Origin of the sequence: Bacillus sp. RCC_6_1 (assembly GCF_041360755.1) — a bacterium.
GTDB lineage: Bacteria > Bacillota > Bacilli > Bacillales > Bacillaceae_G > Bacillus_A > Bacillus_A cereus.
This window is the reverse complement of sequence record NZ_JBFUPV010000002.1, coordinates 885,370-905,643: the sequence shown is the minus strand read 5'-3', so window position 1 is coordinate 905,643 and position 20,274 is coordinate 885,370. Positions and strand designations below refer to the sequence as shown.

Below are 20,274 nucleotides of genomic sequence, written 5' to 3'. Positions count from 1 at the left end.
TATGTTGTTTAAAATTATATGTAATAATGAGAAAAACGTCAAGCTTACACTGTTTCTTCTTTTTTCAACAGTTCATCTACTTCGTCTTCTAATTCAATTAGTTTATCCCAATCATCGTTGTTTAACATCTCAAGCTGTGTTTCTAATAACATACGGAAACGAGTTCGGAATACTTTCGCTTGTTTCTTTAGCTCTTCAATATCAAAAGCAACTTTTCTTGATTTTACTAATGCTTCGTTAATAATACGATCAGCATTCTTTTCAGCTTCACGCACAATTAATTTCGCTTCTTTTTGCGCATTACGTTTTACTTCTTCCGCTGCTTCTTGTGCAACAACGATAGATTTGTTTAACGTATCTTCAATATTAGAGAAATGATCTAACTTCCCTTCTAACTGCGCAACTTTTTCTTCTAAAGCTTTTTTCTCACGAATGACCAATTCATAATCTTTGATAATTTGATCAAGAAACTCATTTACTTGATCTTCATCATAGCCACGGAATCCGCGACCAAATTCTTTGTTATGAATATCTAATGGTGTTAACGGCACAACGCCACCTCCAAGTAGTTATCTAAATTTCCTCTTTCAATTATATCTTTTCTTCGACAAAATAGGAGGATTTCCTTCTAAAAAACCAATCATTTTAGTATACCATACAAAATTCTCCATTTGTCGCGTTTTGTTCTACCTTCTACAGAAAATAATTTACTTCGGCCATATCCTCTAACAGAAAAAACATCTCCTGGATAACATTCATAAGAAGTTTGCTCCACTGTTTTCCAATTGACTTTTACTAAACCATTTTTTATGAAAGGTTGTACTTTCTGTCTAGATAAATGTAACATTTCAGCTAACATAACATCTAAACGAAGTGAAGAAACCGTTCCAGATTTCTCTCCCCACGTTTCATGTATCTGTAGAATTTGTTCTCCTTGCACTGACGCTAAAGAGACTTTTACTTTCCCTATTGATTGTAAGTTCATCTCAATATACGATACAATTTCTTTCGCAACTACAATTTGGGCACGATTTTCTTGCAGCAAAATATCACCACATTTTTCTCTTGTTAAACCAAGAGACATAAATGTACCTAATATTTGCCTATGTTCTAGCGTATAAAACTTGGAAGGATAGTCAATTTCTAATACTTCTACTTGAAATTCTTCTTCATTTAATTCTAGATAGTCTGGATAAATAAGTGCTCTTTTACGCTCTGCATTAGGCGTTGCACCACCAAATTGCACAGCAACATCACCTTGTCCTATTACCATAGAAACAATTTGTTGTTGCCTAGGATCGAGAAAATCCGTTAACTTCACTTGATGGTACTCCGCCGCTCGCTTCCACTCTAGCACTTTATCCACAAAGACCTCCTCATCAGGCCTAAAATGTTCGTAGATGCTCATGTATTTACCTTCTTACTATAAGAAATAGCTTAATAAACTGAACAAACCAGTTTTAGCAAGTTTCAACGCAAAGATCGCAACGATTGGAGAAATATCAATCATTCCAAGCGGCGGAATAAAGCGGCGGAATGGTTCTAAATACGGTTCACAAATACGTGCCAGGAACTCTCCAAAAGATGATTCCTTTGCACCAGGAAACCATGATAGGAGAATGTAAATAATAAGTGCCCACGAGTAAATCTCGATAGCATAACTTAACACTATAAAAACTGTTGTCATGGCGTATTACCACCTCTTTATATTTGTTTCTTCTTCTTCACCGAATAACTCTGAAATCGCACCAACAATATCTACATTTTCAGGTGTACACATAAATGTTTTCGGCCCTATTTTTTGAATGTCCCCGCCTATAGCGTATACAGTACCACTTAAAAAGTCAACGATACGTACCGCTTGATCAGTAGACATTCTCTGCAAATTAATTACAACAGCTCGTCTACCTTTTAAGTGGTCCGCAATCCCTTGTGCTTCCGAATATGTGCGTGGTTCTAATAAAACAACTTTTGAAGATTGTTTTGCTGTTTCAATACTCACAACATTTTGCTTCGGTTGCGCTTTCGGAAACGTAACGTCTTGTTGTTCTGGTGGATCTTGCTGCTTTTTCATGTCTGTTTGCTCCTTTTCATAACCATATTGAGCTGCTTCTTTTTCTTCCGGTGTATCAAAAAAGAAGTATTTTACTTTTGACCAACTCATAATAAGATTCTCCTTCCTTTTACGCTTTTCCTACTAAAATCGTTCCCAAACGAATATATGTAGCCCCTTCTTCAATTGCAATCTTGTAATCGTTGGACATTCCCATTGATAATTCTTTACATGGCGCATGTAATAACTCTAGCTCCTGCACCTCTGTTTGCAGCATACGTAATTCCTTAAAACAGCGTCTGATTTCTTCCTCTTCTTCTGTAAATGGAGCCATCGTCATTAGTCCAACCACTTCAATTTTATCGAATTCTTGCAAACTTTGAATAAAAGAAACAACCTCTTCTATTGCCAATCCTTGCTTCGATTCTTCAGATGAGGTTTTCACTTGAATAAAGCATTTCACTTTCTTATCAGCACGTTTCTGAATTTCTTTCGCCAGTGAAAGACGATCTAACGAATGTAAATAATCAATTTCATTAATGATTTCTTTTACTTTTCTCGTTTGTAATGAGCCAATAAAGTGCCAATTAACTTTCTTACAGAAATGCTCGTATTTCTGTAAGAAACCTTCATTTCTATTTTCACCTAAATCGATAACTCCAGCTTCAATTACTTCGTTTGTTTTTTCAATCCCTACAGTTTTTGTAACTGCAACAAGTTTAATATCTTGCAACGAACGTCCAGCTCGAGCGCAAGATTCTTTAATAGCTTCGTTTACAATTACTAAATTTTCTTGTACTGTCACTTGCTTTCTTCCTCCTTAAAACCTATGAAACTCAACATTCTTCCTGTCTTACCTTGATCACGACGATGAGAGAAAAATAGTTGCTCTTCACAGCTTGTACAAAGAGATGACATTACAATATGCTCTTCTTTTATGCCTGCTTGTACACATAATATACGATTAATTTCTTTTAAATTAATTGCGTACTGCCCGTCAGAAATTTTTTGATGAGGAACAGCACCCCTAACTACTTCCTGTGCTGCTGTTAATACACGATCATCCACAACATAACAACAAGATCCGATCGACGGCCCAATTGCAACATGAATTTCATCACTTGAAATACCTTCTGCATTCCACTTTTGAATCATTTCCTTTGCAATCTCTTGTACAGTGCCTTTCCATCCAGCATGCGCAAGTCCTATCATACCATGTGATGGTGCATAAAAATAGAGCGGAACACAATCCGCGTAACAAGACGTTAACAGAACATCTTCATTACTCGTATAAATGCCATCTGTTTTTGAAATGCCGTCCTCATATGAATAGACACCACTTCCCTTTTCCTGTTGCCCTACTTTTTCAACATGATGAGCATGAACTTGTTCAGAGCAAATCCAATTTTCTAATGGTTTTTGTAACTTATTTGCTAAAATGCGTCTGTTTTCATGAACGTTCTCCACGATATCATTCACATGTAATCCTAAATTCATCGCATGAAAGGAGCCCGTACTTATCCCACCATCTTTTGTCGTAAATCCAGCAGTAATGTTTCCAAGTTCTTTCCACGCTTGTAAATACAGTATACCGTCCACATATTTAAATGGTTCTCTCATAATAAAGCGGCTCCTTTTAATTAAAATAACAGAAAAAAGCATGGTACTTCCTGTCTATTTTACCATACTTTTATTTTTTCATAATCCTAACAGAAAAAAAAGAGGAATTTGTAATATTCTTTATGAAATTGTCGGTGTTTGTATTGATTCTGTTACAGAATTAACAGGATTTACTCTTACAAGTATGACATCTTCCCCAATTTTCACAATTTCCTTCCAAGGAATTACAATCTCAACATCTTTTCCAAAAATACCTAGCATACGTGTCTGTTTGGAAATAATAACAGAACAAATTTTCCCTGTGTTCATATCAATTTCAATATCTCCAATATTCCCAATCCTTTTTCCATCTGAAATATTTATAACATCCTTCATCTGTAACTCTGAAATTCGTATCACCATTTTCATCCTCTCCCTTATATGACAAATTGGAAACTGTTTCTCATATTTACAGGAAGCCACCTATACGAAATTATATGAACACTAATCCCCTACTATGAGCACAAACCATATTACATATAAAAAGGTCTCACCATAATTGGTGAGACCTTATCCTTGAATCGTTTTATTCATTTGTTTAATGGCTGACTTCTCTAAACGTGATACTTGCGCTTGGGAAATCCCAATTTCTTCTGCAACTTCCATCTGTGTCTTTCCTTGGAAGAAACGTTTTCTAATAATCATTTTCTCTCTATCATTTAAACGCTTCATTCCTTCTTTCAATGCTAATTCTTCAACCCACTGCTCGTCCTTTTGTTTTTCATCACTTAACTGATCCATAACAAAGATAGGATCTCCCCCATCATTATAAATCGGTTCAAATAATGAAACTGGATCTTGAATTGCATCTAAAGCAAATACTATCTCTTCATGAGTTACTTCTAGCACTTTTGCAATATCCATTGCTGTTGGTTCTTTTGAATTTTCTGCAATCAACTTTTCTCTTACTTGCAAAGCTTTATACGCAATATCTCGCAATGAGCGCGATACGCGAATCGGATTATTATCACGCAAATATCTGCGTATTTCCCCAATAATCATCGGCACAGCATACGTTGAAAATTTTACATTTTGGCCTAAATCAAAATTATCAATTGATTTCATAAGTCCGATGCAACCAACTTGAAATAAATCGTCAACATATTCTCCTCTGTTATTAAATCTTTGGATGACGCTCAGTACAAGACGTAAGTTTCCATTCACTAATTTTTCTCTTGCGCTTATCTCTCCACTTTGCATTTCACGAAATAATTTACGCATCTCTTCATTTTTTAATACTGGAAGTTTAGCTGTATCAACACCGCAAATTTCTACTTTGTTTCTCGTCAAAGTGTTCCCTCCTATCGGGAGTTGCTGTACAGTGTAAAGTATTTCCTTTGAAGGGGATTTTATGCATGTGGTTTTTTCACGATTTGTTATTTAAATTATCTTTCCTAATACAACTAAATAGAATAAGACCAGCCTACATAACGGCTGGTCTTATTCTTTACACCATTTTATTAAATTCTTTTCGTAATCTTTTTATAATTCTTTTTTCTAAACGCGAAATGTATGACTGTGAAATCCCAAGCATATCAGCCACATCTTTTTGCGTCTTTTCCTCTCCTCCAGCAAGCCCAAACCGAAGTTCCATAATTTGTTTTTCACGATCATTTAATTGGTGTAATGCTTTCATTAAAAGGTGACGATCTACAGTAGCTTCTAAATCTTTTGTAATAATATCATCATCTGTACCTAACACGTCAGACAATAACAGTTCATTCCCATCCCAATCAATGTTTAGTGGTTCATCAAAAGAAACTTCCGAACGATTTTTGTTATTTCGACGTAAATGCATTAAAATTTCATTTTCTATACAACGCGATGCATATGTTGCTAATTTTATTTTCTTTTCTGGATTAAATGTATTTACCGCTTTAATAAGGCCGATTGTTCCTATACTAATCAAATCTTCAATATTTATCCCTGTATTTTCAAACTTTCTTGCTATATATACAACGAGCCTTAAGTTACGTTCAATAAGTAATGACCTTGCTGCCTGATCTCCTTTTGGCAATTTATTCAAAAGAACTTCCTCTTCTTCTTTTGTTAACGGTGGTGGCAACGCTTCACTTCCACCAATATAATAAATTTCATCGGTCTTAATTCCTAATTTCAGCAATACTTTATACCAAAGGTATACTAAATAAAATTTTAATTTCATCATATTATCCCGCCTCTCATTATTAAGCGATTACCATTTTTTGCGAAATCAACATTTTTGGATGCACAATACATTGATACTCCCCATTAGTAGAAAGCTGTTGTGTATTTAATCCAATTAATACTTTGTTTACAACAATAGAACTACCTTCATGGTCAACTTGCACACTGTCAGGCTTAATTGCCCACAAAAATTGACTCTCTACTCCTACTGCACGGAAAGGAATTAAGCGTAATTTTGTCGCCCAACCAGAATCATTTTCTGGTATTTGAGGAATTTCTGTTTTGGAATAAATTTGTTCTGTTAACCAAGATGGTAAGCAATGTTCTAATGATGAAACATGCATAATCATAACGGGTGTTTTTGTTAATGGGTCATAAAGTTGGTTCCCACTGTCAATAAGACCTGCCAGTTCTAGTTCTTCTTCTGCTAATTGAATTTTTACTTTCACAATTTGATCATAGTGTATTTTCGTGACCTCTACGCTTTCAATACGCTTTTTAGAAAAATAATAAATTACTGGAAAACCAAAAATAACAAATAACCAACTAATTGGATCACCGTAAGAAATTGACTGAGATTGAACCAATCCATTTACCATTTCATTCGTTTGCAAAAAGAAATGAGTTCCAATTAATCCTCCGCCAACCATAAAGGTTACAAAGTAAAAAGTAAAAACAGTTTGTGCATAATTTCTAAATGTTGTAAACCCAAATGCTGTATACACAATAAGTAACGAGTACAGTAGTTTCATAATTGGATGTGTCATCATAGAAGCAAAAGGAGTAAAGGCAAAAATAACAATAGTTGAACCTATAAATGCCCCTAACACAAGCCTCCATTTTTTGATTTTCTTTTTTAACACGGTAGCTGTTAATAAAAGCAAAAGAAAATCAATGCAGGCGTTTAACAACCAAACAACGTCGGCGTAAACAACCAAACAATTCACCTCTTTTTTCAAGTTGAGACTAGTATAATGCATATCCAATAGGAAAGTGTGTCAATTTGCGGAGGTGTTTTTTTGTTATTTTGTGATTTCTAGACATAATCTGTCGGTAAAAAATAAAAGTACAAATTCATAGAATGATATACTCTTATTTTCACCAACAAAATATACCAAATAAAAAAAAAGACCTGCTTAGCAGGTCTTTTCCATTTAAAAAACAAAAAAGGAGCATGAAAGCTCCTTTTTTTATCGTCTACGACGGTTACGTAAAAATGCTGGAATATCGATATCATCTGAATCTGAATGACGCTCATGTACAACTGGCTCTTCACGCTTCATTTCACGTTTTACTTCACGTTGTTTTGAAGGTTGAGCTACTGGTTGTTGCTGTTGTTGCGTGTGGTTCGCATTCGGACGAATAATTGGTTTTGGTGGTTGAGTTGCAATGCTATCATCAAAACCAGTTGCAATTACAGTTACAACGATATCATCTTTTAATCCTTCGTTAATAACAGAACCGAAGATCATATTTACTTCTGGATCTGAAGCTGAAGCTACGATATCTGCCGCTTCTTGTACTTCATATAAGCTTAAGTTAGCGCCACCCGTAATGTTCATGATAACACCTTGAGCTCCATCAATAGATGTTTCTAGTAATGGACTAGAAATCGCTTTTTTCGCAGCTTCTGCAGCACGATTTTCCCCGTTACCAGAACCAATACCCATTAAAGCAGAACCTCTATTAGACATAATTGTCTTTACGTCTGCAAAGTCTAAGTTAATTAAACCTGGCGTTGCAATTAAATCCGAAATACCTTGAACACCTTGACGTAATACGTTATCAGCTTCACGGAATGCTTCTAACATTGGCGTATTTTTATCAACAATCTCTAATAAGCGATCGTTTGGAATTACAATAAGAGTATCTACATTTTCTTTAAATGCTGCAATACCAGATGCTGCTTGCGTCGCACGCTTACGTCCTTCAAAAGTAAATGGACGTGTTACAACACCAACTGTTAAAGCACCTAATTCTTTTGCAACTTGAGCAACAACTGGAGCTGCACCAGTTCCAGTTCCACCGCCCATACCGGCAGTTACGAAGACCATATCCGCACCACGAAGTGCTTCTTGGATCTGTTCTTTACTTTCTTCTGCAGCTTTTTTCCCTACTTCAGGGTTTGCGCCTGCACCAAGTCCACGCGTTAATTTTCCACCAATTTGCATTTTTGTTTCAGCTTTTGATAGATTTAATGCTTGTGCATCAGTGTTCACAGCGATAAAGTCTACACCTTGTACACCGTGTTCAATCATACGGTTTACAGCATTGTTTCCGCCACCGCCGACACCGATAACTTTTATATTCGCTAATTGATCTTGAGTAGTATCAAACTCTAACATGTCGAAATCCCCCTAGAACCTCATTTTTCGTGTCCAATTTTAATCCCATAAATAACGGAATACACGTTTTACTTTTGACATCATGCGGTCATCATTTTGATTATTATTGTTTTGATTACGAGTTTTTTGTTTCGCGGGTTGCTGTTGTACCGGCGTTGGTGCTGGTGCTGGTACTGGTTCAAAATGCTCTTGCTTTTCCTGCACATTTTTCCCACGTAATTTAGCTTTTTGATAAGAATGTTTAATTAATCCAACTCCACTTGTATATTGGGGCTCACGCACACCAATATAATCAGGAGTTGCTACACGAACATTTTCATGTAAAATATCATATGCAAGATCAAGAACACCTGGCATAGAAGCAATTCCGCCAGTTAGTACATAACCAGAAGCCACTTGCTTTACTCCTAACTTACGCACTTCATCTTGAACAAACATTAAAATTTCCTCTACACGAGCCTCTATTATATCCGATAATTCCAACTGAGAATATTGTTCTGTTTGATCACTTCCCATAATAGGAACCGTAAACATCTCTTCTTCAGATGCTGTATCATAAAAAGCATGTCCATATTTCAACTTAATTTGATCTGCATTTTCTGTTGAAGTTTTCAACCCAATCGCAATATCTTTCGTTATATGGTCTCCACCTAATGGTAATACGCTCGTCGCTTGTAACTCTCCATCTTTAAAAATAGATAAAGTTGTAGATCCTCCCCCCATATCAACAAGGGCTACTCCTCTATTTTTTTCATCTGAAGATATAGCAACTGTTGCAGCCGCTAAAGGTTGAAGACAAATATCAACAATTTCAAGACCTGCTTTTTCTACACAACGAAGTAGGTTATGTAGTAAAGTTCTCGAGCCTGTAATAAGTGTACCTTCCATTTCTAATCTTACACCGATCATCCCGCGTGGATCGTTAATCTCGTCAAGACCGTCTACGATGAACTGTCGAGGTACCACATCAATAAACTCACGCTCTGGAGCAATTGACACAACTTGTGCTGCATCTAGAACGCGTAAGACATCTTCATTCCCGATTTCACGATCTTCATTTGAAACAGCGACTACTCCGTGACAAGGAAGTAGCTGTACCTGGTTTGCATTGACACCTACTACAACTTGCTCAATGTGGATTCCCACCATGCGCTCAGCTTGTTCAATTGCTTTTTTAATTGATCGAACAGTCTCGTCTATATCAACTATCGATCCCTTCTTTAAACCATTTGATTTTACATTTCCAACACCAATAATGTTTAAGCTGTCATTAACCATTTCACCAATGATGACTTTAACATTGGATGTACCGATGTCAAGACTAACATATATTTCATTGCTGTTCATTCTTTGGCACCTCCTTCTTTATTTATACCATACAACTCAATATATGGAACAACAATCGCAACTTTACTATTTATAAGAAAAATATTCAACGTCTTTATACGTTTCCCTTTTTTAACCCTATATTTTTCTTATTTTTATTTAGCATTCAATTAAGAATATCGCAGTAAACTATGAATAACTGCTTATCTTGAAATAATTCTATTTCCAGTGTAAAGTTTACCGCCAAGTATAAGTCTACACTAAGATGTACTCATAGAAAAGTGAAACTTGTACCAATACTAGTATGAATCTAAGAATTTTTACATATTTTTCATCAAATGAACCATTCTTCTAAATTCGTATACATATAATAGAACATTCGTTTCGTTTTTTCTGCTATAAGCAACGAAAACTACCATTCTATTCTTTTTTGTCTTCCGCACCTAATTCTTTCGTATATGCACCTACTTCTAAGTCAATTAATACCTTCTTACCTGGCTCAATTGTTTTTAAAATAAGTGGATAGGCTTCCATACGTTTTGCGAAATTTTGAATCGTAGTGCTCACTTCATAACCTTCATTCATATATAAAGTAAGATGATCTTCATTCGCATTCGTTGGTGAATAGCGAATCTCCGAAATAGATTTTAAAATAGCTGGTGTTAATTTTTCTAGTTCAGCGATTAACTCCTTCATTTTCTCTTCTTTAAAAGGTTCGAAAATCGGTGCTGCAACAGGAAGTTTTCCATTAGGTAGTACATCAAGCGTTTTTCCATTTTCTAATAACGGTTGTAGTTTTCCCTCTTTATTTATATAACCAATCGTTAAATATTCTTCGATATGAATATCAATCTTGTTTGGAAAACGTTTTTTTACATTTACTGCTTTAATTTCTTTTCGCTTCGTTAAGTTTTCTTCAGCTTTATGTGCTGTCACTCGGAAATAACTTGTATCATATGTCACGCCTGAATCCTTCATTACTTGCTCATCCGTCATATAGTGATTTCCAAACACACTAATCTTTTTTATATTACTAAGCGGAGACCGAAAATAAATTAAAAAGAGCACTAATAAAAATAAAATTGATATGTATAAAATCAATCGATGATTAACATTTTTTTTGTTTTTTTTCTTTTGATTTTTCAATTTTGGTACACGATCTTGTAGTTTAATCACTTTACTATTATTCATGTACGATCCCCCTATGTAACATAAAGAACGGCATGTTCCTCATGCCGTTCTTATCTTCTTATTATAACATAAATGATAATGAGCGGAACGAATAACCGTTATCTTCCAATGATTTCTACTTCTGTGTGCATATCTACATCAAATTTATCCTTAATTGTATGTTTTATTAATTCAATTAAAGACAATACATCTTGCGCTGAAGCTCCCCCGGTATTAACAATAAAATTGCCATGCATTTCAGAAATTTGAGCTCCACCAATCCTATAACCACGAAGCCCTGCTTTTTCTACTAAATCTCCTGCAAAATGTGGGATTGGATTCCGAAATATACTTCCTGCACACGGATGATTCCATGGTTGCGTTTCACGGCGGTAGTCTTTATTATTTTGCATGCTACGTACAATTTCTTCACGTTTTCCCGCCTGTAATTGAAACTCCGCTTCTAAAACAATACCAGGACGTTTCGTTTGCAATACAGATGACCGATAAGAAAACTCCAGTTCTTTATTCGTTAACCAGGCAATTGTACCGTCTTCAAACAGAATGAGAGCCTTCGATAATACACTCGATATATCCGATTTATGTGCACCTGCATTCATATATACTGCACCACCGACACTTCCTGGAATACCGCTCGCAAACTCCAATCCAGCTAACCCTTGACGACTAAGTAAAGTTGACAATTTAATAAGAGGATATCCACTACCAACTCTTACCTTATGTTTTTCGACCTCTAAGTGATCTAATCCTTCTCCTAAACGAATAACAACACCTTCTATGCCTTGATCAGATACAAGAAGGTTTGAACCGCGACCAATTACAGTCCACTTCGTTTTGTATTGCTTTACTAACTGTAATGTTTTTTCAATACCGGCTACATGCTTTGGCACAATTAAAATGTCCGCTGGTCCACCTATTTTCATAGTTGTATAACGTGCTAACGGCTCGTTAACTAAAACACGACCAACGTCTGCTTCTATAAGCTCATTTACTAATTGTTCCATAGACAATCTCCCCCATATTAAGTCTCCTTATGACAATAATATGCAGGGCGTTCATCTAACGTTATCCCGCTATTTACGGGCAGTACAGCTCTTAAATCAAAATTCGGCGATAACAAAGAAATTAGGCGGAATCAGGATGTCAGTAAACATCCGATTAGTGAAAGATAATAATCAACGAGAGAGAATCACTCCCCACTGATTAGAGCCTCACTTTATTTTTTTACAAGCTTATTCATTACTTCATACAGCTTATTTGCTGCATCTGGAATACCTAGTTGCTTAGCCGCTAGCTTCATATTTTGTAATGTTTGTGCATTCAATAAAATCTCATCAATATCACGAATAAGCGTTTCAGCTGTTAAATCTTTTTCAAGTAACATTTTTGCCGCTCCTTTATCAACAACTGAACGTGCATTCTTTTCCTGATGATTATTTGTTACATATGGACTCGGTATTAACACACTTGGTTTTCCTAACGCTGTTAATTCTGCAAGTGTTGTTGCCCCAGCCCTTGAAACAACAAGGTCTACACCAGTTAGTACCTCTGGCATATTATGAATGAACGGCTTAATAATAACATTGCTTGGGTTCCCTTTTTGCTTCACGGCTTCCATCACTTTATCATAATGTACTTCACCCGTTACATATAGTATTTCGTAGCTTTTGTTCCCAAACTGTTCAATTGCTTCAACGAAGGCATCGTTAATCGGTCTAGCCCCACGACTTCCACCAAATATAAGTACAGACTTTTTAGGAAGAGAAAGCCCAACTGAACGTTTCCCCTTCATTCCATTTTGATCCATTACCTCTGATGCTCGTGGATTACCTGTCATTACCACTTTTGACTCTGGAAAATGCTCTATAGCTGCTTCAAAACAAACAGCAACTTTATCAACATAACGGCTTAAAAACTTGTTCGTTACACCTGGTACACTATTTTGTTCATGTACAATAGTTGGAATACCTAATTTGGCTGCAGCGTATACAACTGGTCCACATACATATCCACCCGTTCCAATTACAATATCCGGATTAAAACGACGAATATATCGTTTACTATCCTGTACACCTTTTAGAAAACGCATTACTGTTTTCACATTATCTAATGATATTTTTCGTTTAAATCCACTTATAACAATAGATTGAAATGGTATACCTGCTTTTGGAACGATTGTACTCTCTAGTCCATTTTCCGTACCAATATATAAAAATCTTGCTTCTGGATTTAACTTTTTTATTTCTCTAATTAAAGCAAGAGCTGGATAAATATGACCACCAGTACCCCCACCACTCACTAATACACGCACTACTAACTCCTCCGCTTCTCTTTTCTTATTTCCATTATATTTATTTCTATATACATATTGCATTTTTACACACATACGAAAAACCCTGTCTTATAAACAGGGTTTAGTAGCGAGAATGGCGACTTATATTTAATAATACACCTACTGCCATTAACATTAATGTCAAACTTGATCCACCATAACTTAAAAACGGCAAGGTAATACCCGTAACAGGCATCAGTCCTGTTACAACACCAACATTAATCATTACTTGAATCGCAATCATCGCCACAATACCTACTGCTAAAAACGTACCATATAAATCTGGCGCTCCTAATGCGATACGAATCCCGCGCCATAATAATAGACTAAATAATAATAACACAAATGAACCACCAATAAAACCTAATTCCTCGGATAAGATCGCAAATATAAAGTCAGTTTGCGGTTCAGGTAAATAAAGAAATTTTTGTCTACTTTGTCCAAGTCCAAGCCCAAATAATCCACCAGGTCCAATTGCAAGTAATGATTGGATAATTTGAAATCCACTTCCGAGCGGATCTGACCACGGATCTAAATATGATGTAATGCGTTTCATTCGATACGGTGCTGATGCAATTAACCCTACAAATCCTGCTACACCAATCAAACCAAACATTGCAAAGTGAAAGACCCTCGCTCCCGAAATGAATATCATAATGATACATGTCCCAACCATTACCGTTCCTGTCCCAAGGTCTGGCTGTAACATAATCATCCCAAAAGCAAGAAAAACAAAACTAAGAGCCGGTAATAAACCACGTTTAAAAGATGTAATCAATTTTTGACGTTCTGCTAAAAACTTTGCCAAGAAAATAATCATCGCAAACTTCATAAATTCTGACGGTTGAATCGAAAATGCTCCGATTCCAATCCAACTTCGTGCTCCTCCTCGAACAAGACCTACTCCAGGAATAAGAACGAGAATAAGAAGAATGAAGCAAACTAGCAAAATCACTTTTGAATACGTACGCCACACCCAATAATCAATTTTCATAATAAAAAACATAGCTACTACACCAAGACCCGCAAACAGTAATTGTCTTTTTGCAAAAAAGAATGAGTCCCCCATTTTATAAGAGGCCCAAACTGCACTCGCACTATAAACCATAATCATTCCGATTGTCAACAATGAAAGTGTTACGATGATGAGAATAAAATCAGGCGTTTTCTTCATTACCCACAAACACCACCTCTTTAGGCAGAACCTTTTGCCCTATGTAACAAAACATCAGTAGGTGTTAGCCTACTGATGTTTTGATTTACTTTATATAAGTTTATGCACAGCTTGTATAAAAATGTCTCCTCTTTCTTCAAATGTTTTAAATTGATCCCAGCTTGCACACGCTGGAGAAAGAAGAACGACATCGCCATCTTTAGAATGAGCATAAGCCTTCACCACTGCTTCATCTAAAGTATCGACACTTTCAATTATATCTAATCCCGCTTTTTCTGCCGCTCTTACTAGTTTGGGAGCTGTTTGTCCAAATGTTACAATCGCTTTTACATTTTTGAAATACGGAATTAAATCATCGAATTCATTTCCGCGATCAAGCCCACCTGCTAGTAACACAATCGGTTGTGTAAACGCAGATAGTGCTTTCTCAGTCGCTAACATATTCGTTGCTTTTGAATCGTTATAAAACTTACGGTTGTTAATCGTTGTTACATATTCTAAACGATGTTTTACACCCGTAAAACGTTTTAACACGACCGTAATTGCTTCATTAGAAGTACCTAATAATTTCGCAATACTCATCGCAGCTAAAATATTTTCTAGATTATGTTGACCAGGTAAAACGATATCGCTTACTTCAACAACTTTTTCACCTTTGAAATAAAGAGCGTTATCTTTTATACACGCGCCATCTTCAATTTCTTTCGTTGTCGAAAACAGGATTTTTTGACCTTTAGAATACGCAGACAAAGCCATCACATCTGCATCATCCGCATTTATTACACTATAATCATTTTCTGTTTGGTTTTTAAAAATATTTGCTTTCGCTAAACCATATTCTTTCTTCGTCCCATGATAATCTAAGTGGGCCTCAAATAAATTTAAAAACGCAGCAATTTTAGGTTGGAACAATTCTACTCCCATCAATTGAAACGATGAAAGTTCTGTAACTACAACTTCATTTTCTTTTGCATCCTGTGCTACTTCACACGCTACAGTTCCAATGTTCCCTGCAATTACAGGATGCTTTTGTCCTTCTTTTAGCATTTCAAATGTCAGCATTGTCGTCGTCGTTTTACCGTTAGACCCCGTAATCCCAACAAATGGTGCTTCTGAAATACGATATGCTAATTCAACTTCCGTAACAATCGGAATTTGCTTTTCTTTCGCAGCAACTAATATTGGATTAGAATACGGGATTCCTGGATTTTTTACTACAAGAGAAATATTTCTCTCTAATAATTCTAAAGGATGACCACCGCATACAACGTCCATTCCTTTTGCTTGTAATTCTGCAGCAAGTACATTCTCTGCTAAAGGCTTTCCGTCATTTACAATAACATTTGCCCCTAACTTTTGTAACAATGTAGCTGCTGCATAACCACTTTTTGCAATGCCTAATACAAGAATATTCTTATTTTGAAATTCAGTTACAGTTTTCAATTACATCCACACCCCGATATAAATTCCTAACACAGCTAATAAAAATCCTGCAGACCAAAACGTCACAACAACACGCCACTCTGACCAACCACATAATTCATAATGATGGTGTAATGGACTCATTTTAAAGACACGTTTTCCTGTTGTTTTAAATGAAATGACCTGAATGATAACCGATAAAGTTTCCATTACGAATACTCCGCCGATAATTACAAGTAGCAATTCTTGTTTTAATAAAATCGCTACAGCTGCAATGGCTCCACCTAAAGCTAATGAACCTGTATCTCCCATAAACACTTTTGCTGGATTCGCATTGAATACTAAAAATCCAAGTACAGCTCCTACAACTGCCATACAGAATATCGCCACTCCAAATTGCTCTTGTGCCACAGCAATAATACTAAATGCTCCAAATGCAATAGCAGCTGTTCCTGATAATAAACCATCTAAACCGTCAGTTAAGTTAACTGCATTTGATCCACCAATAAGCATAAATAGTACAAGTACGAAATACGCCCAACCTAATTCAAACTTAACATCCGTTCCCGGAATCATGATGTATGTGTGGAACGCTTGCCCTTTTCCAATTAAAAAGAATGCAATAGCAATAACAAGCTGACCTACTAATTTTTGTTTTGATGTTAAACCAAGATTTCTCTTCTTAACTACCTTTATGTAGTCATCTAAAAATCCAATCAAGCCGTAACCAAACGTCACTAATAGTAATAACGAAACCTCTGCACCTAAATAATTAAACTTAATCGCCATAATAAGTGAAGTTACCATCATAGATACGTATATGACGATACCACCCATTGTCGGTGTCCCTGATTTTTTTTGATGTGACTTTGGTCCCTCATCACGAATACTCTGTCCGAACTTTAATTTTCTTAAAAATGGAATAAACAATGGCGAAAGGGCAACAGAAATTAAGAATGCTACCCCAGCCGTTACTAATAAACCTTGCTCAAGCACATGTAGTCCTCCTCTCACGTTGTTACTCTTCGTTGCTTAAACGCCCTTTAATTGCTTCTTTAGCAACTTCACGATCATCAAAATGATGAACTTCTTTACCAATAATTTGATACGTTTCATGACCCTTACCAGCAATAATAATGATATCATCTGCTTTCGCTTTAGTGATTGCATGGTGTATCGCTTCTTTTCTATCAATAATCACTTCATAATTTTTCCCACTTGCACCATGTACCATATCATCTAAAATAGCCGCTGGATCTTCACTTCTTGGATTATCTGATGTGTAAATTGCATGAGTTGCATATTTTGTTGCAACACTTGCCATTATCGGTCTCTTCGTTCGGTCCCTATCGCCGCCACAACCAACGATACAATACACATCACCTTTTGCAAATTGTTTTGCAGTTTTTAATACATTTTCTAAACTATCCGGCGTATGTGCGTAATCAACAATAACTGTATAATTTTGTCCTCCATCAACAACTTCAAAACGCCCTGGAACCCCAGCTAGTTCTTTTATAACAGCAATGATTGTTTCTAATTTCACACCCGAAACAAGTCCTGCTGCTGTTGCTGCAAGTACGTTATATACATTAAATTTACCTATTAATTTCATCGTAACATTTACACTTTCATATGGTGTGACAAGCGTAAATGTAGTCCCGCCACTCGTCATAACGATATTTTTTGCCATAATGTCACTTGTTGTATCAATACCATATGTTACAACTGTTGCTGCAGTACTTCTCATATACTCTTCTGTTACATTATCATCGCTATTCAGCACAGCGTACTTTTCACGATTATGATTATAACTATTGCCAAGCTGTGCAAATAGTAACCCTTTTGCATGTTTATATTCTTCCATCGTTTTATGATAGTCTAAATGATCTTGTGTTAAATTCGTAAACACCGCTACATCGTAATCACATCCGTGTACACGACCAAGATCTAACGCATGTGACGAAACTTCCATTACCGTGCTGTCCACACCTTGTTCAACCATTTTTGAAAACGTCTGTTGAAGTGTTAGTGCATCTGGTGTTGTATTTTTCACCTCAAATGTTTCATCACCGATTTTCATATTAATCGTTCCAATTAGCCCTGTTTTATGACCATGTGCTCGCATAATCTCATCCATAATATGCGATGTTGTTGTCTTTCCATTTGTACCTGTAATTCCGATTAAATGTAACTTGTGTGTCGGTTGACCATAAAAATAATCAGCTAAAACCGCTAACGAACGAAAAGTATTTTTCACAAGTACAACTGGAACGTCAACATCAATTGGTCTTTCCGCAACAATAGCAGCCGCTCCTTGTGCCGCTGCTTGCTTAGCAAAATCATGGCTATCAACCGTATATCCTTTCATACATACAAATAAGCTTCCCTCTTTCACTTTACGTGAATCAGCTTCTATAGATGTGATTTCTGGATTTTCTTTTGGAACAACTGGAAAATCATGCAAACATGATACAAGTGTATGCAACTTCATTTCACTAAACCCTCTCTACATTGTTTATTTATCTTTTTTCAGTAAGCAACACATTACCTCCTATATAAGGAGGTAAGTGCTACTGACCTATTTATGAATGAGACACTTACTGTCTCAAATTAAGTAACTGTTCTATAAAGAACTCACTTCCACCAATTGTACCATAAAACGTACTATGTTACCTTTAATTCCCGAAGTAAATTCTAATTTTTGAGCCTTCTTTTACTTTAGCTCCCGCTTCTGGTGATTGTTTAATTACTTTCTCTCCATCTCCACTTATATCAAGCTTCAAATCGACGAGTTGTGTTTGTAAGTCTTTCTTTTTCATTCCAATTAAATTCGGAACTTCCACAGTTGGTGTATCGCCCCATTTATATTCTTTCTCAACTTGTTCTTTTCTCGGTTTCACTCCCATAACAGGAAGCGCATCTCGAAGGATATTCCCGACAATCGGAGCTGCTACCACTCCACCAAACTGTGTAACCCCTTTTGGATTATCAACAGCTACATACACAACAATCTCTGGATCATCCGCTGGAGCAAATCCGATAAAAGATACTATATAATTATTCTCTAAATATTTACCATCCTTCACCTTTTGAGCAGTACCCGTTTTTCCACCTACGCGATATCCATCAATATAAGCACCTTTACCAGAACCTTTCGCTACAACATTCTCTAATGCATACCGAACTTTTTCTGAAGTTTCCTTGGAAATAACTTTTCTTTTCTCAACAGGTGTCTTTTTACTAACAACTTGATTATTTTTCGGATCAATAAACTCCTTAGCTATATACGGCTGATACAATGTTCCACCATTTACAGCCGCCGCTACAGCTGCTACTTGTTGAATCGGCGTAACAGAAACTCCTTGGCCGAATGAAGTTGTTGCTTGCTCTACTGGACCAACTTTATCTAAATTAAATAAAATCCCACTGCCTTCACCTTGCAAGTCAATTCCAGTCTTCTGCCCAAAACCAAAATTACGAATGTATTTAAACAATCGGTCTTTACCAAGGCGATCACCAAGTTCAATAAATCCCGGGTTACATGAGTTTTGAACGACTTCTAAAAACGTTTGACTGCCATGACCTCCTGCTTTCCAGCATTTCAATCTAGCTCCACCTACTTCAGCTGCTCCATCATCATAAAACGTATCCTTCTCTAAGTCTACTAAATTTTCATTCAATGCTGCAGCTAATGTAATGATCTTAAATGTTGAACCAGGCTCATACGTACTCCATACAGGTAGATTTCTGTTATACACTTCTGGAGAGACACTTTGAAAATCCGCTGGGTCAAAACTCGGTCGACTAGACATCCCTAAAACTTCACCATTTTTAGGGTTCATTGCAATCGCAATCATACCGTCAGGATTATAAGTTGACTCCGCAATATTCATTTCTCTTTCCATAATCCTTGTAATACGCGCATCGATTGTTAATCCTAAATTTAAACCGGCTTCTGGCTTTTTGAAATCATCACCAACATTAGGCATCCTTTGTCCTTTCGCATCTGCAAAAAAACGCACATGACCTTTGTCCCCATTTAGCTCTTTATCATAATATTTTTCTAGTCCCATAAGACCTTGGTTATCGCTACCTGCAAAACCTAATACATGTGATAAAAAGTTTCCAAATGGATAGTACCGGATAGAATCCTCTGCGATATACACGCCCTTCAGACTTAATCCTCGTACTTCTTTCGCTTTGTCATGTGATATTTTCCTTCCGCCTTTATCTAACCTTACAATCGATTCTTTTTTTGTAATCCTTTTATAAATCTCATCTTTTTCCACACCTAATACTGCAGCTAACTTCTCTGCAGTCTCCGCTGGTTTTTCAATTTGCCTCGGTACAACAAAGACAGTTGGAGCACTTTTATTCGTGGCAAGTTCCACACCATTTCGGTCTAAAATTTTCCCACGTTCGGGTTCGAAAGTAATATTACGACTCCATGAATCTTTCGCACGATCCGTTAACATATTCCCAAGAAAAAATTGCACATATCCAAGACGAATATCGATAATCGTGAAAATAAGTATACCTGATATAAGTATAAAAATAAGTCGTTTTCTAACTGTTACATTTGATACACGCATATTGGAACAAG

At 36.3% G+C, this 20,274-nt stretch carries 20 protein-coding genes; all 20 read right to left on the bottom strand.

What is annotated here, in order from left to right; translation table 11 throughout:
- Positions 1-44: 44 nt before the first annotated feature.
- The 20 genes from divIVA to AB6801_RS10845 all read right to left on the bottom strand — a co-directional run bounded on the left by divIVA (position 45) and on the right by AB6801_RS10845 (position 20,263).
- Positions 45-551: a septum site-determining protein DivIVA gene (gene divIVA, locus AB6801_RS10940; protein ID WP_001131611.1), complete on the bottom strand. Its 507-nt coding sequence runs from the start codon at positions 549-551 to the stop codon at positions 45-47.
- 89 nt (positions 552-640) lie between these two features.
- Entirely contained in the window at positions 641-1,408 is a 768-nt protein-coding gene (locus tag AB6801_RS10935; protein ID WP_002098127.1) for a YlmH family RNA-binding protein, read from the bottom strand.
- 15 nt (positions 1,409-1,423) lie between these two features.
- Positions 1,424-1,687, bottom strand: a complete 264-nt coding sequence (locus tag AB6801_RS10930) for a YggT family protein (protein WP_000214233.1) — start codon at positions 1,685-1,687, stop codon at positions 1,424-1,426.
- A gap of 6 nt (positions 1,688-1,693) precedes the next feature.
- Positions 1,694-2,164 (bottom strand): cell division protein SepF, encoded by a 471-nt coding sequence (locus AB6801_RS10925; RefSeq protein ID WP_000119129.1) that lies wholly within the window; start codon positions 2,162-2,164, stop codon positions 1,694-1,696.
- Positions 2,165-2,183: 19 nt separating this feature from the next.
- Positions 2,184-2,858, bottom strand: a complete 675-nt coding sequence (locus AB6801_RS10920) for a YggS family pyridoxal phosphate-dependent enzyme (protein ID WP_000218006.1) — start codon at positions 2,856-2,858, stop codon at positions 2,184-2,186.
- The gene (gene pgeF / locus AB6801_RS10915; protein ID WP_001209006.1) at positions 2,855-3,673 is read right to left on the bottom strand and encodes a peptidoglycan editing factor PgeF; all 819 of its coding nucleotides are present in this window, start codon (positions 3,671-3,673) and stop codon (positions 2,855-2,857) included. Before pgeF ends, AB6801_RS10920 begins: the two co-directional genes overlap by 4 nt.
- Before the next feature lie 120 nt (positions 3,674-3,793).
- A complete protein-coding gene (locus tag AB6801_RS10910; protein ID WP_000236745.1) occupies positions 3,794-4,075 on the bottom strand; it encodes a YlmC/YmxH family sporulation protein in 282 nt (93 codons plus the stop codon).
- A gap of 147 nt (positions 4,076-4,222) precedes the next feature.
- Complete coding sequence (gene sigG / locus AB6801_RS10905) at positions 4,223-5,002, bottom strand: RNA polymerase sporulation sigma factor SigG (RefSeq protein ID WP_000197755.1); 780 nt, start codon at positions 5,000-5,002, stop codon at positions 4,223-4,225.
- Between the two features lie 157 nt (positions 5,003-5,159).
- Positions 5,160-5,879, bottom strand: coding sequence for an RNA polymerase sporulation sigma factor SigE (gene sigE, locus AB6801_RS10900; RefSeq protein ID WP_000976948.1), 720 nt, complete (start codon positions 5,877-5,879; stop codon positions 5,160-5,162).
- Positions 5,880-5,898: 19 nt separating this feature from the next.
- Positions 5,899-6,816 (bottom strand): sigma-E processing peptidase SpoIIGA, encoded by a 918-nt coding sequence (spoIIGA, locus tag AB6801_RS10895; RefSeq protein ID WP_000261970.1) that lies wholly within the window; start codon positions 6,814-6,816, stop codon positions 5,899-5,901.
- Positions 6,817-7,068: 252 nt separating this feature from the next.
- Positions 7,069-8,223: a cell division protein FtsZ gene (gene ftsZ, locus AB6801_RS10890; protein WP_000888984.1), complete on the bottom strand. Its 1,155-nt coding sequence runs from the start codon at positions 8,221-8,223 to the stop codon at positions 7,069-7,071.
- 39 nt (positions 8,224-8,262) lie between these two features.
- The gene (gene ftsA / locus AB6801_RS10885; RefSeq protein WP_001087557.1) at positions 8,263-9,570 is read right to left on the bottom strand and encodes a cell division protein FtsA; all 1,308 of its coding nucleotides are present in this window, start codon (positions 9,568-9,570) and stop codon (positions 8,263-8,265) included.
- Between the two features lie 399 nt (positions 9,571-9,969).
- On the bottom strand, positions 9,970-10,740 hold the full coding sequence (divIB, locus tag AB6801_RS10880) for a cell division protein DivIB (protein WP_001065788.1): 771 nt from the start codon (positions 10,738-10,740) through the stop codon (positions 9,970-9,972).
- 98 nt (positions 10,741-10,838) lie between these two features.
- Entirely contained in the window at positions 10,839-11,744 is a 906-nt protein-coding gene (gene murB, locus AB6801_RS10875; protein ID WP_000437021.1) for a UDP-N-acetylmuramate dehydrogenase, read from the bottom strand.
- A 212-nt stretch (positions 11,745-11,956) separates the two neighbouring features.
- Complete coding sequence (gene murG / locus AB6801_RS10870) at positions 11,957-13,051, bottom strand: undecaprenyldiphospho-muramoylpentapeptide beta-N-acetylglucosaminyltransferase (RefSeq protein ID WP_021728036.1); 1,095 nt, start codon at positions 13,049-13,051, stop codon at positions 11,957-11,959.
- 103 nt (positions 13,052-13,154) lie between these two features.
- Positions 13,155-14,246, bottom strand: coding sequence for a stage V sporulation protein E (gene spoVE, locus AB6801_RS10865; protein ID WP_000753520.1), 1,092 nt, complete (start codon positions 14,244-14,246; stop codon positions 13,155-13,157).
- Positions 14,247-14,336: 90 nt separating this feature from the next.
- Positions 14,337-15,689, bottom strand: a complete 1,353-nt coding sequence (murD, locus tag AB6801_RS10860; protein ID WP_000860116.1) for a UDP-N-acetylmuramoyl-L-alanine--D-glutamate ligase — start codon at positions 15,687-15,689, stop codon at positions 14,337-14,339.
- The gene (gene mraY / locus AB6801_RS10855) at positions 15,690-16,664 is read right to left on the bottom strand and encodes a phospho-N-acetylmuramoyl-pentapeptide-transferase (RefSeq protein WP_000893060.1); all 975 of its coding nucleotides are present in this window, start codon (positions 16,662-16,664) and stop codon (positions 15,690-15,692) included.
- A gap of 22 nt (positions 16,665-16,686) precedes the next feature.
- Positions 16,687-18,162 carry a UDP-N-acetylmuramoyl-L-alanyl-D-glutamate--2,6-diaminopimelate ligase gene (murE, locus tag AB6801_RS10850; protein ID WP_000766316.1) on the bottom strand — a complete coding sequence of 492 codons (1,476 nt, stop codon included), beginning with the start codon at positions 18,160-18,162 and terminating at the stop codon, positions 16,687-16,689.
- 184 nt (positions 18,163-18,346) lie between these two features.
- Positions 18,347-20,263, bottom strand: coding sequence for a stage V sporulation protein D (locus AB6801_RS10845; RefSeq protein ID WP_001266237.1), 1,917 nt, complete (start codon positions 20,261-20,263; stop codon positions 18,347-18,349).
- Positions 20,264-20,274 lie beyond the last annotated feature (11 nt).